The organism is Arthrobacter sp. MDT2-16, assembly GCF_054510925.1.
Genome location: NZ_JBTNDP010000009.1, coordinates 47,725 through 62,228, shown reverse-complemented (window position 1 = coordinate 62,228; position 14,504 = coordinate 47,725). Strand labels below are relative to the sequence as shown.

General features: G+C 70.8%; 13 protein-coding genes. 11 read left to right on the top strand and 2 right to left on the bottom strand.

The annotated features are described in order from the left end of the window. Window positions 1–13: 13 nt before the first annotated feature. On the bottom strand, window positions 14–1,195 hold the full coding sequence (locus ACX80N_RS15145; RefSeq protein ID WP_459340053.1) for a heparan-alpha-glucosaminide N-acetyltransferase domain-containing protein: 1,182 nt from the start codon (window positions 1,193–1,195) through the stop codon (window positions 14–16). Window positions 1,196–1,308: 113 nt separating this feature from the next. On the opposite strand from ACX80N_RS15145, the gene dapA reads away from it, so the two are divergent. The 6 genes from dapA to ACX80N_RS15115 all read left to right on the top strand — a co-directional run bounded on the left by dapA (window position 1,309) and on the right by ACX80N_RS15115 (window position 8,590). After that, window positions 1,309–2,247: a 4-hydroxy-tetrahydrodipicolinate synthase gene (gene dapA, locus ACX80N_RS15140; RefSeq protein WP_459340052.1), complete on the top strand. Its 939-nt coding sequence runs from the start codon at window positions 1,309–1,311 to the stop codon at window positions 2,245–2,247. Further along, window positions 2,244–3,944, top strand: a complete 1,701-nt coding sequence (locus tag ACX80N_RS15135) for a ribonuclease J (protein ID WP_459340051.1) — start codon at window positions 2,244–2,246, stop codon at window positions 3,942–3,944. Before dapA ends, ACX80N_RS15135 begins: the two co-directional genes overlap by 4 nt. A gap of 97 nt (window positions 3,945–4,041) precedes the next feature. Continuing rightward, on the top strand, window positions 4,042–6,933 hold the full coding sequence (locus tag ACX80N_RS15130) for an FtsK/SpoIIIE family DNA translocase (RefSeq protein WP_105031575.1): 2,892 nt from the start codon (window positions 4,042–4,044) through the stop codon (window positions 6,931–6,933). A gap of 9 nt (window positions 6,934–6,942) precedes the next feature. After that, a complete protein-coding gene (pgsA, locus tag ACX80N_RS15125; protein WP_105031576.1) occupies window positions 6,943–7,530 on the top strand; it encodes a CDP-diacylglycerol--glycerol-3-phosphate 3-phosphatidyltransferase in 588 nt (195 codons plus the stop codon). A 5-nt stretch (window positions 7,531–7,535) separates the two neighbouring features. After that, on the top strand, window positions 7,536–8,024 hold the full coding sequence (locus ACX80N_RS15120) for a CinA family protein (RefSeq protein WP_459340050.1): 489 nt from the start codon (window positions 7,536–7,538) through the stop codon (window positions 8,022–8,024). 125 nt (window positions 8,025–8,149) lie between these two features. Continuing rightward, window positions 8,150–8,590, top strand: coding sequence for a helix-turn-helix domain-containing protein (locus tag ACX80N_RS15115; RefSeq protein WP_105031578.1), 441 nt, complete (start codon window positions 8,150–8,152; stop codon window positions 8,588–8,590). A gap of 55 nt (window positions 8,591–8,645) precedes the next feature. Here the strand turns inward: ACX80N_RS15115 and ACX80N_RS15110 are convergent, their stop codons facing one another. Further along, complete coding sequence (locus ACX80N_RS15110; RefSeq protein ID WP_459340049.1) at window positions 8,646–9,155, bottom strand: MarR family winged helix-turn-helix transcriptional regulator; 510 nt, start codon at window positions 9,153–9,155, stop codon at window positions 8,646–8,648. Window positions 9,156–9,396: 241 nt separating this feature from the next. Here ACX80N_RS15110 and ACX80N_RS15105 point away from each other — a divergent pair, with 241 nt between their 5' ends. The 5 genes from ACX80N_RS15105 to miaA all read left to right on the top strand — a co-directional run bounded on the left by ACX80N_RS15105 (window position 9,397) and on the right by miaA (window position 14,501). Next, window positions 9,397–9,615 carry a DUF3046 domain-containing protein gene (locus tag ACX80N_RS15105; protein WP_105031580.1) on the top strand — a complete coding sequence of 73 codons (219 nt, stop codon included), beginning with the start codon at window positions 9,397–9,399 and terminating at the stop codon, window positions 9,613–9,615. A gap of 209 nt (window positions 9,616–9,824) precedes the next feature. Next, on the top strand, window positions 9,825–10,871 hold the full coding sequence (gene recA, locus ACX80N_RS15100) for a recombinase RecA (protein WP_105031581.1): 1,047 nt from the start codon (window positions 9,825–9,827) through the stop codon (window positions 10,869–10,871). A 5-nt stretch (window positions 10,872–10,876) separates the two neighbouring features. Further along, window positions 10,877–11,980, top strand: coding sequence for a regulatory protein RecX (locus ACX80N_RS15095; protein ID WP_459340048.1), 1,104 nt, complete (start codon window positions 10,877–10,879; stop codon window positions 11,978–11,980). Between the two features lie 53 nt (window positions 11,981–12,033). Then, window positions 12,034–13,593, top strand: coding sequence for a tRNA (N6-isopentenyl adenosine(37)-C2)-methylthiotransferase MiaB (miaB, locus tag ACX80N_RS15090; protein ID WP_459340047.1), 1,560 nt, complete (start codon window positions 12,034–12,036; stop codon window positions 13,591–13,593). Beyond that, window positions 13,590–14,501 carry a tRNA (adenosine(37)-N6)-dimethylallyltransferase MiaA gene (gene miaA, locus ACX80N_RS15085; RefSeq protein WP_459340046.1) on the top strand — a complete coding sequence of 304 codons (912 nt, stop codon included), beginning with the start codon at window positions 13,590–13,592 and terminating at the stop codon, window positions 14,499–14,501. The genes miaB and miaA overlap by 4 nt, the downstream gene beginning before the upstream one ends. The last annotated feature ends 3 nt before the right edge of the window (window positions 14,502–14,504 follow it).

The window sequence follows — 14,504 nt, the reverse complement described above, 5'->3', positions numbered from 1 at the left end:
AGCCGGCGGGTGGTCAGCGCCGCACCTCGGCGTGGCCCTCGCGCGCGGCGTTCGCGGCACCGGAGGTCAGCAGCTCCAGCGGCCCGCGGGCGTGCAGGCGCTGGAAGAGGATGCCGAGGGCGACCGCGGCGAGCACCTGCACCCAGAACAGCTGCAGCGGGTCCGGCAGCGGCACGAGCTGGTCCGCCCAGCTCATCACGCAGATGTGCAGGCTGTAGAGGGTCAGCGTCATGGCCCCGGGAGCCGACAGCGGCAGGAGCGCCTGCGGGAACTGCCGGGTCAGCAGCAGGCACACGGCGATAACGGCGGCGGCCGACCCGGCCACGTGCACCAGGTCCAGGGTGGTCCCCGAGTGGGGTGCGCTCACGGCCAGCCACCACCAGGAGCCGGACTGGTCCACGCCGGCGAGCCCGACGTCGAGCATCGCCTCGAGCGGGTAGCGGCGCCCGTCGGGTGTCTGCAGGAGCGCCGCGAGCCCTCCGCCCGGACCGAGGAGCTGCGCGCTGACGAGGCGGGCGCCGACCGCCGCGATGATCCCCGCGACGAGGAGGCCCAGCTGCACGCCGAGGCGCGAGAGGTCCAGCCGACCGATCACCATGCCGATCAGGAGGAAGCCGAGCCACTGCAGCACCGGGTAGTACCCGGTCAGGAGGACGTCCGCGGCCAGCGTCTGCGGCACGAGGAAGTGCTCGAAGAGGGGATTGCCGCCCACCGACGCCGGGACCACGCTCCCGGCCACCACCGGGCGCAGCAGGTACGCCGCGACGGGAGCGAGCACCACCCAGCCCGCGGCCCAGGCGGCGAGGGGACCCGTCCGGAGGCCCGTGAAGGGCAGCGCGAGGAGGAAGAGCACACCGTAGTGGAAGAGGATGATCGCGATGTTCGTCTCGACCCCGCCGAGCACCAGTCCGACCAGGGCGATGATCACGGCGCGCACCGCGATGCCGCGCCGGTCCGCGGACAGCGTCCGGTCGCGGTGCGGGAACCGGCCGCCCGTCAGCAGGGCCAGACCGATCCCGGCGACGACGGCGAACAGCCCCGACGCGCGTCCCGAGAAGAGCAGGGCCGTCCACGTGGCCTCGGTGGTGCCGGGCGTGTAGAGCGGGAGGACGTGGGTGCTCATCATGCCGAAGAGCGCCACGCCGCGGGCTGCGTCGATCCCGGTCAGCCGCCGGGGAGCGGACTTCGTGTGCATCCCGCCATGGTCCCACAGGCGCCCCGGCCCGGCCTGTGCCCGACCCCTGCCAGGATGCGCCGGGCGGGGTGCCCTTGCCGCCGCCCACCCCGCGAACGGGTAACGTTTCACCCATGGCTGACACCCCCTCGCGCACCCTCCCGTTCGGTTCCCTCGTGACGGCGATGGTCACACCGTTCACCGCCGACGGCGCCGTCGACTTCGACGCGACGGCCGCCCTCGCCGCCCGGCTCGTCGATGACGGCTGCGACGGTCTGGTGGTCTCCGGCACCACCGGGGAGACCTCCACGCTGGAGGACTCCGAGAAGGAGGACCTCTACCGCGTGGTCGTCGAGACGGTGGGGGACCGTGCCCGCGTCATCGCCGGCACGGGCACGAACCACACCTCGCACTCCGTCGAGATGGCCCGGCGAGCCGAGCGGGCCGGTGCCCACGCGCAGCTGGTCGTGACGCCGTACTACAACAAGCCCACGCAGCCCGGCGTGCTGGCACACTTCGAGGCGGTCGCCGCCGCGACCGACCTGCCGATCATGATCTATGACATCCCCGGCCGGTCCGCCATCCCCATCACCACCGAGACGATGCTCCGGCTCGCCGAGAACCCCAGGATCGGTGCCCTGAAGGACGCGAAGGCCGACTTCGGCGCCATCACGCAGGTCCTCGCCGCCACCGACCTCGACGTCTACTCCGGTGACGACGGCCTCACCCTCCCGTGGATGGCCGCGGGCGCCGTCGGCGTCGTCAGCGTCACCGCGCACGTCGCGACCACCGCCTTCCGGGCGCTCGTCGACGCCGCGGCAGCGGGCGACTTCGTCGAGGCGCGCCGGGTCCACTTCGAGCTCGACCCCGTGATCCGCGCCGTCATGACGCACATCCCGGGCGCCATCTCCGCCAAGCACATCCTGCACCTGCAGGGGGTGCTGCCGAACGCCGTCGTGCGACTGCCTCTCGTGGAGCCCGATGCGCGCGAACTGGAGCCGGTCCTCGCCGACCTCGCCGAGGCCGGGTGGGACCTGTCCGCCCTCGGGGTCCGGCGGGACGCGCGGGCATGAGCGAGCACGGCGGTACGGGACCGGCCCTGCGCGAACTGCCACCCGCCCTCGAGCCGGGCACCCTGCGGGTGGTGCCGCTGGGCGGCCTCGGCGAGATCGGCCGGAACATGGCGGTCTTCGAGATCCACGGCAAGCTGCTGATCGTCGACTGCGGCGTCCTGTTCCCCGAGGAGAACCAGCCCGGCGTGGACCTCATCCTGCCGGACTTCTCCTACATCGAGGACCGGCTCGACGACGTCGTCGGCCTCGTCCTCACGCACGGCCACGAGGACCACATCGGCGCGGTCCCGTACCTGCTGCGCCTGAAGGCCGACATCCCGATCATCGGCTCGCAGCTGACGCTCGCGCTCATCGAGGCGAAGCTGCAGGAGCACCGCATCCGGCCGTACACGCTCACGGTCTCCGAGGGGCAGATCGAACAGCTCGGACCGTTCGAGTGCGAGTTCGTCGCGGTCAACCACTCCATCCCGGACGCCCTCGCGGTGTTCCTGCGCACCGAGGCCGGCACGGTCCTGCACACGGGCGACTTCAAGATGGACCAGCTGCCCCTGGACGGCCGCATCACCGACCTGCGTGCCTTCGCCCGCCTCGGCGAGGAGGGCGTGGACCTGTTCATGGTGGACTCCACGAACGCCGACGTGCCCGGCTTCACCACCGCCGAACGCGAGATCGGGCCGGTCCTCGAGAACCTGTTCGGGCAGGTGAGGAAACGCATCATCGTGGCGTCCTTCTCCTCCCACGTGCACCGCGTGCAGCAGGTGCTCGATGCCGCGCACGCCCACGGGCGCTTCGTCTGCTTCGCCGGTCGCTCGATGGTGCGCAACATGGCGATCGCCGAGAAGCTCGGCTACCTGAAGGTCCCGGCCGGGATCCTCGTGGACATCAAGAACGTCGACGACCTGCCCGACGACCGCGTGGTCCTGATGTCCACCGGCTCCCAGGGCGAGCCCATGGCGGCGCTGTCGCGCATGGCCAACGGCGACCACCGCATCACGGTGGGCCGCGGCGACACCGTGATCCTGGCGTCGTCGCTGATCCCCGGCAACGAGAACGCGGTGTACCGCGTGATCAACGGGCTCCTGAAGCTCGGCGCCGACGTCATCCACAAGGGCAACGCGAAGGTTCACGTCTCCGGCCACGCCGCCGCCGGGGAGCTGCTCTACTGCTACAACATCCTGCGGCCGAGGAACGTGATGCCGGTGCACGGCGAGACGCGGCACCTCATCGCCAACGGCCGGCTCGCGGAGCAGACGGGCGTGCCGGCGTCGAACGTCCTGCTCACCGAGGACGGCTCGGTCATCGACCTCGTGGACGGCACGGCCCGCGTGGTGGGCACCGTGGAGTGCGGCTACGTGTACGTGGACGGCTCCAGCGTCGGCGAGATCACGGACGCCGACCTCAAGGACCGGCGCATCCTCGGCGAGGAGGGCTTCATCTCGATCATCACGGTCGTGAACCGCACCACCGGGAAGATCGTCTCGGGCCCGGACATCCACGCCCGCGGCTTCGCCGAGGACGACTCCGTGTTCGACGAGATCACGCCGAAGATCAGCGCGGCCCTCGAGGACGCCGTGACGAACACCACCGACCACACCACGTACCAGCTGCAGCAGGTGGTCCGGCGCACCGTCGGCACGTGGGTCAACCGCCGCTACCGCAGGCGTCCCATGATCATCCCGGTGGTCCTCGAGGCCTGATCCGGGGTATCCGCCGCCTCCCTCCGCCCGGTCGCCCCGATCCGTCAGGAACCGGAGATCCGTCGGTTCGGATGCGCCGTCCGGTACCGTGAAGGGCATGGCCACTCGAACGACCCCTGCCCCGCGGGGCCAGCACCAGACCCGCAGCAGGGGAGCGTCCGCCGTCGGCGCGGCCCCCCGGACCAAGGCAGCAGGAGGGTCCTCGGCGAAGGGGAGTGCGCGTCCCCCGGCGAAGTCCCGGCAGGCGCCGGCCCCGCCGGAGCCCCGGCACGAGGACCGCCCCGCGCTCCCGCTGAGGGCCGTCCAGGCCGTCTGGATGGGCATGGCGGGCGCCGCCGCGTCCGGCGTCCGGGTCTTCGGGCACGCCGTCACCCCTGAGCGGGAGCTGCGCCGCGACGGCTCCGGCTTCTTCCTCCTCCTGCTGGCCCTCGCCGTCGCCGCCGTCGAGTGGTGGGCACTGACGGGCCTTCCCGCCGACATCGTGCACGCCGCGGCCGGCGGCACCTTCGGCTGGATGGCCCTGCTCCTGCCGTTCCTGCTCGGTATCGGCGCCGTGCGCCTCTTCCGGTACCCGGAGCGCCACCGGGCCAACAACCGCATCAGCATCGGCCTGCTCGTCATCCTCTTCGCCGGATCGGGCATCGCGCACCTCGTCGGTGGGGGGCCCGCCCTCTCGGACGGGCTCGACGCGCTCTGGCGAGCCGGCGGCGTGGTGGGCTTCCTCACGGCCGGTCCCCTCAGCTCCGTCCTCACGGCGTGGCCCGTCGGCGTCCTGCTCGCCCTCGTGGTCCTCCTCGGCCTGCTGATCGTCACCGCGACGCCCTTCCGCCACATCCCCGCCCGCCTGCGTTCGCTCTACGAGCACCTGATGGGCCAGGACCCCGACGACGCCGGCCACAAGCGCGACGACGGGCACGACCAGAGCTACCTCTACGAGACGCACGGTGCCACGGCCAAGCCGGAGCCGAAGAAGCGCAAGCGCCTGTTCGGCAAGGACAGGACCGACGAACCCTTCGACGCCGAGCACGGCGCAGGCGCGGATGACGCCGACGGCTACGTGGGCGACGAGGCGTTCGAGCGCGCCGTCATCGAGGACGAGGAGCGCCGGGCCCGCGAGGCCGAGGCGGCCGTTCCCCCCGGCGTCCGTCGCCCCACCAAGCAGGAACTGGCCGCCGAGGAGCTCAAGCGCTCCTCGACCAGCCGCCGGCCCGCGGCACCGGCACCGGAGCGCGCCCCCGAGGGGGCCACCGAGGCGATCGACGTCGTCCCCGCCGCGAAGGCGCTCATCGTCCCCTCCACCCCCGTGCAGCCGCAGGTCCCGCCGACGCCCATCCCGCAGCGCACCGAGCAGCTCCAGCTCGCCGGCGACGTCGCGTACACGCTGCCGCCGTCGGACTACCTGCCGGCCGGCACGCCGCCGAAGGAACGCTCGGAGGCCAACGACGCCGTCGTCGCCGCCCTGACCCACACCCTCGACCAGTTCAACGTGGACGCCAAGGTGACGGGCTTCTCCCGTGGCCCCACGGTGACGCGCTACGAGATCGAGCTCGCCCCGGGCACCAAGGTGGAGCGCGTCACGGCCCTGTCGAAGAACATCTCCTACGCCGTCGCGAGCTCCGACGTCCGGATCCTCTCGCCCATCCCCGGCAAGTCCGCCATCGGCATCGAGATCCCCAACACCGACCGCGAGACGGTGTCGCTCGGCGACGTGCTGCGCTCCGGCAACGCCCGGAAGACCGAGCACCCGATGGTCATGGGCGTGGGCAAGGACGTCGAGGGCGGGTTCGTCGTCGCGAACCTCGCCAAGATGCCCCACCTGCTCGTGGCCGGTGCCACGGGTGCCGGCAAGTCGTCCTTCGTGAACTCGATGATCACGTCCATCCTCATGCGTTCCACGCCCGACGAGGTGCGCATGGTCATGGTCGACCCAAAGCGCGTGGAGCTGACGGCCTACGAGGGCGTACCGCACCTGATCACCCCGATCATCACGAACCCCAAGAAGGCCGCCGAGGCGCTGCAATGGGTCGTCCGGGAGATGGACACCCGCTACGACGACCTCGCGAACTTCGGGTACAAGCACATCGACGACTTCAACAAGGCGGTCCGCAACGGGAAGGTCGTCCCGCCCGAGGGCTCCAAGCGCGTCGTGCGCCCCTACCCGTACCTCCTGGTCATCGTGGACGAGCTCGCCGACCTCATGATGGTCGCGCCGCGCGACGTCGAGGACTCCATCGTCAGGATCACGCAGCTCGCGCGCGCCGCCGGCATCCACCTCGTGCTCGCCACGCAGCGGCCGTCCGTCGACGTCGTCACCGGCCTGATCAAGGCGAACGTCCCGTCCCGCATGGCGTTCGCGACGTCGTCCGTCACCGACTCCCGCGTGGTCCTCGACCAGCCGGGCGCCGAGAAGCTGATCGGTCAGGGCGACGCGCTTTTCCTGCCCATGGGCGCCTCCAAGCCCATGCGCGTCCAGGGTGCCTGGGTCACCGAGTCCGAGATCCACCGCGTCGTCGAGCACGTCAAGGGCCAGCTCCAGGCCACCTACCGCGAGGACGTGGCGGTCGAGGCGCCGAAGAAGCAGATCGACGACGACATCGGGGACGACCTCGACGTCCTGCTGCAGGCCACCGAGCTGGTGGTCACCACGCAGTTCGGGTCCACGTCGATGTTGCAGCGCAAGCTGCGGGTCGGATTCGCGAAGGCCGGGCGGCTCATGGACCTCCTCGAGTCCCGCGGCGTCGTCGGCCCGTCCGAGGGCTCCAAGGCCCGCGACGTGCTGGTCAAGCCCGACGACCTCGAGCCGGTGCTTGCGGCCATGCGCGGCGACGAGCCGGTGGCCCAGCCGCGCCCCCCACAGGCGCCGGTGGACCTCGTGGCCGAGGACCTCGCCTCCAGGCCGCAGGCCGTCGACTACTACGACGGCGCGGATGCGACCGGGGGGTCCGCCGACGAGGACGGCGAGGACGCCTGGAACCTCACCGGCAGGTAGCCTGAGACGGTGAACAGCTCCCCGAGCCCGGCGGTGCCGGTCCTGAACATCGCGAACGTCCTCACGGTCGTGCGAATCCTGCTGGTCCCCTTCTTCATCTGGTTCCTGCTGCTCGACGACGGGCGCGCCGGGCTGTTCCGCTGGCTCGCCGTCCTCACCTTCGTGGTCGCGATCTACACGGACAAGCTCGACGGCGACCTGGCCCGCAGCAGGGGGCTCATCACGGACTTCGGCAAGATCGCCGACCCGATCGCCGACAAGCTGCTCATCGGATCCGCCCTGGTGCTGCTGTCGGTCCTGGGCGAGCTCTGGTGGTGGGTGACCGTCGTCATCCTCGTCCGAGAGGTGGGCATCACGCTGTTGCGCTTCGCCGTGATCCGGTACGGCGTCATGCCGGCCTCGCGCGGCGGCAAGCTCAAGACCGTGGTCCAGACCGTCGCCATCCTGCTGTTCCTGATCCCGCTGCAGGCCCTCGTGGGGGACTGGGCGTGGTGGGTCGCCGCGGCCGTCATGGCGGCCGCCGTCGCCATCACCGTGGTGACCGGCGTCGACTACATCGTCCAGGCGATCCGGTTGCGGGCGAGCGCCCGCAAGTGACGGGGGTGCGGCCGGCATCGGACGTCGTCGCCCTCGCGGCACGGCGGGGACTCACGGTGGCCACGGCCGAGTCGCTCACGGCGGGGATGGTCGCCGCAGCCCTCGCCGAGGTGCCGGGCGCCTCGTCCGTGCTGCAGGGCGGCATAGTGGCATATCAGGTGTCCGTCAAGCAGAACCTCCTGAGGGTCGATGCGCAGCTCCTCGCGAGCGCCGGTGCCGTGGATGCCCGCGTCGCCGCGGCGATGGCGGAGGGGGCGCGGTCCGCGCTCTCGGCCGACATCGGTATCGCGACCACCGGCGTCGCCGGCCCGTCGGCGCACGAGGGCAAGCCCGTCGGCACCGTGTTCACAGCGATCTCGAGCGCCGAGGGCACGGAATCGTTCGAACACCACTTCGCCGGGACCCGCGACGAGATCAGGGCCGCTTCGCGGGATGCCGTGCTCGGCGAGCTCCTCGGAGCACTGTCCAGGGGAACAAACGGCGGGCAGGGGTAGTTATAAACAGTGCCGGCCGTTGGTAGGGTTGGCGACTCAGGCTCAAGCAGCTCGGGCAGGTCATCATCACGTGGCACACGTCGATCAGGACGGTGCCGCATTCATGAGGGAGCAAGGCGATACAGATGGTAAAGCAGCCCGTGTCCGTAAACGGCGTCGTCCGTTGGCGTGATGTGGGGTTGGCAGAGGATGCACAACGCAAGCCCAAGGAGCGCAAAATGGTAGTTCTTCGCCATGAGATCGGCGATGTCCTCCGCGACGTCCGCCAGCGCCAGGGCCGGACTCTGCGTGAGGTGTCGCACAGTGCGAGGGTCTCCCTCGGATACCTCAGCGAGGTCGAGCGTGGCCAGAAGGAAGCATCCTCTGAACTCCTCTCATCAATCTGCAGTGCACTCGAGGTGCCGCTCTCCTCGATGCTGCGGGAAGTCAGCGACCGCCTGGCAGAAGCAGAAGGCGTGTCCATCCCGGACACCATCCCGCAGGAGTTCTCGCGGGAGTTCGGGGACGATCTCACCGACGATCTGAACGACGACTTCCGTCGGGGACTCGCGGCCACGAACCGCTAGTACCCCCACGACAAGGAAGGCCCGTCCCCTCGGGGACGGGCCTTCCTGCCGTCCGCTACCAGTTGTCCTTGGTGTACGTGTTGTTCAGCTGGGCGATCAGGGTGCCGAGCCGGGTGAGGTCGTCGACGTCCCAGTCCTCCATGAGCTGGTGGAACGCCTGCTTGCGGGCGTGCTGCGCCGCGACGAGCTGCCGGGTCCCGGCCTCCGTCAGCGAGATCGCCTGGGCACGGCCGTCCAGGGGGTCGGCCTCCTTCTGCACGAGGCCGAGCTGTTCCAGCATCGCGATCTGCCGGCTGACCGACGGCTTGCCCACGCCCACGCTGGCAGCGATGTCCGTGAGGCGCATGGAACCCTCGCGCTGCAGGATCACGAGGAGCCCGTAGGCTGCCGGCTCCATGTCGGGGTGCACGCGGCGGGCCACCTTGTAGGAGTTCGACCGCGCCCGCCGCCACAGCATGCTCAACTGCTGCTCGAGCGCCTCGATGGCGGCATCGGTGTCGGCGTCATCCCCGGGGTAGGCGTCAAGGCCCGGGCCGGGGTCCGTGGTGCTCGGCTTCGCGTTCATGGGGCCATTGTAGGGTGACGTGTCGCGGGGAACACCATGGCGCGGCCAACTCCTTCCGCCCCGTCGGTGCCGGGGTGCGGGCACCGAAGGGGCGGTGCTGCCGCGGCGGCCCCGCCCGCTGCCGCGCGCGGGCGGAGGATCGGGCGCGACGGTGCACCCGCCGGGTGGTACACGCAGAATAGAGGGACGCGCGCGGCTCCACGGCAGCCGCGCGGCCGGACGACGAGAGCAGGGACAGCACATGCGGTTGAGCGACTTCTGGCGACTGATGGACGAGGAGTTCGGCGCGGGCTACTCCAGGACCCTCGCCAGGGATCTCGTCGTCGACCGGCTCGGCGACCGGACCGCGGCCGAAGCACTCGCCGCAGGGGTGGACCCGCGGGCCGTATGGGAGGCGGTGTGCCGGGCGCAGGACGTGCCGCGGGAGCGTTGGCTGGGCCGCGACATCAGGCCCCGGTGAGTCCGCGGGGACGGTCCGCAGCCGGGAATCGGACACCCGCGGATGCCGCGAATAATCGAATACCTGTTCGGACGGCGGTATACTGGGGGAGGAGTCGGCGCGCTCCTGTGCACATAGCGGTGACCCGACCTCAAACTGTCGGCGCAGGCTAATACAGTCGTCATGAACACGTAAACAGGCCAGTTGGCCATGGACAACCGAGGTGAAGAATGGCCGCTCCAGACCGCGAGAAAGCCCTCGAAGCTGCTCTCGCCCAGATCGACAAGCAGTACGGCAAGGGATCCGTGATGCGTCTCGGCGACGAGACGCGGGCGCCCATCGAGACCATCTCGACCAGCTCCATCGCCCTGGACGCCGCCCTCGGCATCGGTGGCCTCCCGCGTGGCAGGGTCGTGGAGATCTACGGCCCGGAATCCTCCGGAAAGACCACCGTCGCCCTCCACGCCGTCGCCAGCGCTCAGCGCAACGGGGGGATCGCCGCCTTCATCGACGCCGAGCACGCCCTCGATCCCGAGTACGCCAAGAGGCTGGGCGTCGACACCGATGCCCTGCTCGTGTCGCAGCCGGATACCGGTGAGCAGGCGCTCGAGATCATGGACATGCTGGTGGGATCGGGTTCGATCGACATCATCGTCATCGACTCCGTCGCCGCGCTCGTACCGCGCGCCGAGATCGAGGGTGAGATGGGCGACAGCCACGTCGGCCTCCAGGCTCGCCTGATGAGCCAGGCGCTCCGGAAGATCACAGGACGACTGAGCCAGACCAAGACCACCGCGATCTTCATCAACCAGCTGCGCGAGAAGATCGGCGTCTTCTTCGGGAGCCCCGAGACCACCACGGGTGGCAAGGCGCTCAAGTTCTACGCGTCGGTGCGCATCGACGTGCGCCGCATCGAGACGCTGAAGGAAGGCGTGAATGCGGTGGGTAACCGGACCCGCGCCAAGATCGTGAAGAACAAGATGGCACCGCCCTTCAAGCAGGCCGAGTTCGACATCCTCTACGGTCACGGCATCTCCCGTGAGGGCGGGCTGATCGACGTGGGCGTCGAGAACGGACTGGTGAAGAAGTCCGGTGCCTGGTTCACCTACGACGGGGATCAGCTGGGGCAGGGCAAGGAGAACGCCCGGAAGTTCCTCAGGGACAACCCCGGCCTGGCCGACGAGCTCGAGCAGAAGATCAGGGTCAAGCTCGGCATCGGCGTGCAGCCGGAGGAAGAGGTCGAGGCTCCCAAGCTCAAGGCCGTCGGCGGCGAGTAGGGCGCATGCCGACCGACACCGGGCCCGAACCGGTCGAATGGGGGATCTCCTTCGGTCGGTTCGGTTCGGACAGCTCGCGGGACGATCCGGCGGGAAGCACCGATTCCACCGGCTCCAGCGGCTCGAAGACGGCCGGGCGGGGGTCGTTCGGCCGGTCCGGTACGAGCAGTTCCGGTGACGGGTCGGCCGGTTCGTCCGGCTCCAGCGGCTCGAAGAAGACCGGGCGGGGGTCGTTCGGCCGTTCGGGTTTCCCGCAGTCCAGGTCCTCCGCCGGCCGGACCGCTGGAGGTCAGAAGCGGGTCCGGTCCGGGGGCCGTGGCGGAGGTTCACGCCGGGCCCCGTTCGACGACCCTTTCAGCCCGGTCGTGGGCTTGTCTGCGGATGCGCCGGACGCAGGGGAGAGGTCCGCAGATCCCGCGTTCCACCCGGAATGGCCCGATGGTGCCGGTCACGACGCCGCCGGATCGGGCGGAGCCCAGGAGGTCCACCTGGACCCATCGGCGGAGGAGCTCCCCGGGCGGCGCCGTGTGGGCCGCAGCACCAGGGGCCGAGCCGCAGGCAGGGCCGCCGGCACTGACGGCGACGGGCCGCCCGGGTCCGACGCACCCGCGAGGAGCGACGAGGACTGGGCATCGGAAGCGCGGTCCATCCTGCTGCGCCAGCTCGCCCTCGGTGCGCGGAGCCGCCACCAGCTCGACGTCAAGCTCACCGAGCGGGCTGTCCCCGCAACGGTGGCGGCCGCCGTCCTCGACCGGTTCGAAGAGGTTCAGTTGATCGACGACGCCGAGTTCGCCCGCATGTGGGTTCGGACCCGGACCGCCGCCAGGTCGCTGTCCAGGTCGTCCCTGCGCCGTGAGCTCGCGGACAAGGGCATCGAGACGGAGCTGGCGGAGGATGCCCTGCTGCAGATCTCCGACGAGGACGAGCACGAGCGGGCGCGTGACGTCGTCAGGCGAAAGCTCCGCAGCAGCACCGACCTGTCCGACCGTGCGGTGCGCGACAAGGAGGTGCGCCGGCTCGTCGGCGTCCTCGCCCGCAAGGGCTACAGTCCCGGTACCGCGTTCTCGATCGTCAAGGACGTCATCGCCGAGGCGGGCACCGACGATTGAGCGGAACCGGAAGGATTGTGGGCGTTCCGGCCGCCAGCCGTACGCTTGAGGGCGTGAGCATGACAGCCCCCGTCCCCCTCGACGACACCACCAGCGGAACTATCAGCGAGCCCACGGACGCGCCTGGCGACCATCGCCGTACCTACGAGGTGCGCACCTTCGGCTGCCAGATGAACGTCCATGACTCCGAGCGCATCTCGGGCCTCCTCGAGGGCGCCGGGCTCAGCCGCGTGCAGCAGGGCCAGGCCGACGTCGTCGTCTTCAACACCTGCGCCGTGCGTGAGAACGCCGACAACAAGCTGTACGGCAATCTCGGCATCCTCAAGGCCGTGAAGGAAGCACGTCCGGGCCTCCAGATCGCCGTGGGCGGCTGCCTCGCCCAGAAGGACAGGGAGACGATCCTCCGGAGGGCGCCGTGGGTGGACGCCGTGTTCGGGACCCACAACATCGGCGCGCTGCCGGCTCTGCTCGAGCGTGCCCGGCACAACCAGGACGCGCAGCTCGAGATCCTCGAGTCCCTCGACGTCTTCCCGTCCACGCTGCCCACTCGGCGCGAGTCCGTCTACGCGGGCTGGGTGTCCATCTCCGTCGGCTGCAACAACACCTGCACGTTCTGCATCGTGCCGTCGCTGCGGGGCAAGGAGCGCGACCGCCGGCCCGGGGAGATCCTCGCCGAGATCGAGGCCCTCGTGGCCGACGGCGCCGTCGAGGTGACGCTGCTGGGGCAGAACGTCAACTCCTACGGCGTGGAGTTCGGGGACCGCGGTGCCTTCGCGAAGCTGCTCCGCGCCTGCGGCTCGATCGAAGGGCTCGAGCGCGTGCGCTTCACGAGCCCCCACCCGGCCGCGTTCACGGACGACGTCATCGACGCCATGGCCGAGACGCCGAACGTGATGCCGCAGCTGCACATGCCGCTGCAGTCGGGCTCCGACGCGGTCCTCAGGGCCATGCGCCGCTCCTACCGGTCCACCCGTTTCCTCGGGATCCTCGAGCGCGTCCGCGAGCGCATGCCGGACGCTGCCATCTCGACGGACATCATCGTCGGGTTCCCCGGGGAGACGGAGGAGGACTTCCAGGCCACGCTCGACGTCGTCGAACAGGCGCGCTTCGCCACCGCCTTCACGTTCCAGTACTCCCGGCGCCCCGGGACCCCCGCGGCGGACCTGCCGGACCAGCTGCCCAAGGCGGTGGTCCAGGAGCGCTTCGAACGGCTGACGGCGCTGCAGGACCGCATCGCCCGCGAGGAGAACGCCCGCCAGGTCGGCACGCTCGTCGAGGTGCTCGTCACGGACCAGCAGGGACGCAAGGCATCGGAGACGCACCGCCTCACGGGGCGGGCACGCGACCAGCGCCTGGTCCACTTCTCGGTGCCCGACGGCGCCGAGACGCCCCGACCCGGCGACGTCGTGACGCTTCCCGTCACCGAGGCGGCGTCCTTCCACCTGCTGTCCGATCCGTCGCCCGCCGAGTACTCGCTCCGCCGCTCGCGCGCCGGCGACGCGTGGGACCGCAGCCAGGCGGACTCCTGCGGCATCCCCGTCACGCCGAGCGGCGCCCCGCGCCCGGTGGCGCTGGGCATGCCGTCTCTGCCCGTCCGGGCCGGCGCCCTTTGACCCTCCCGGTCGTCGCCGTCGTCGGTCCCACCGGGTCGGGCAAATCGGATCTCGGCGTCGCCCTGGCGCAACGCCTCGGCGGGGAGGTGGTCAACGCCGACGCCCTGCAGTTCTACCGCGGCATGGACATCGGCACGGCGAAGCTGACCCCGGCGGAGCGGCAGGGCGTGGAGCACCACCTGCTGGACGTCCTCGACGTCACCGAGGAGGCGAGCGTCGCCGCCTACCAGGACGACGCCCGCCGCATCATCGACAGCATCCACGACCGGGGCAGGGTCCCGATCCTCGTGGGCGGGTCCGGGCTGTACGTCCGGGCGGCCCTGGACCGGCTGGAGTTCCCGCCCACCGATCCCTCCGTCCGGGAGCGGCTCGAGGCCGAACTCGCCGAAGGAGGGGCCGCTGCGTTCCGGGAGCGCCTGCATGCCGTCGACCCCGCCTCGGCCGGACGCATCAGGGATGACCGCCGTCTGGTACGGGCACTGGAGGTGCACGAGATCAGCGGACGGCCCTTCAGCGCCTTCATGCCCCGGCGCGAGTACCACCGGCCGACCGTGCAGATCGGTCTCGCGGTGGACCGCGACCTCCTGCGCGACCGGCTGGCGCGGCGCGTGCAGGTCATGGTCCGGGACGGCCTCGCGGAGGAGGTCCGGAGCCTCGCCGACTCGGGGCTCAGGGAGGGTAGGACGGCCTCCCGCGCCCTCGGGTACGCACAGTTCCTGCAGGTCCTCGACGGGTCCGTGACGGAGGCCGCCGCGGTCGAGGACACCATCGCCGCGACGCGGCGGTTCGCCAAACGCCAGCTGACCTGGTTCCGCGGCGACCCGCGCGTCGCCTGGCTCGACTGGCAGGCGGACGGCCTGGTCGACCAGGCCGTCGGACTCGCCAGGCGTTCCGGGGACCTATCCTGAGAC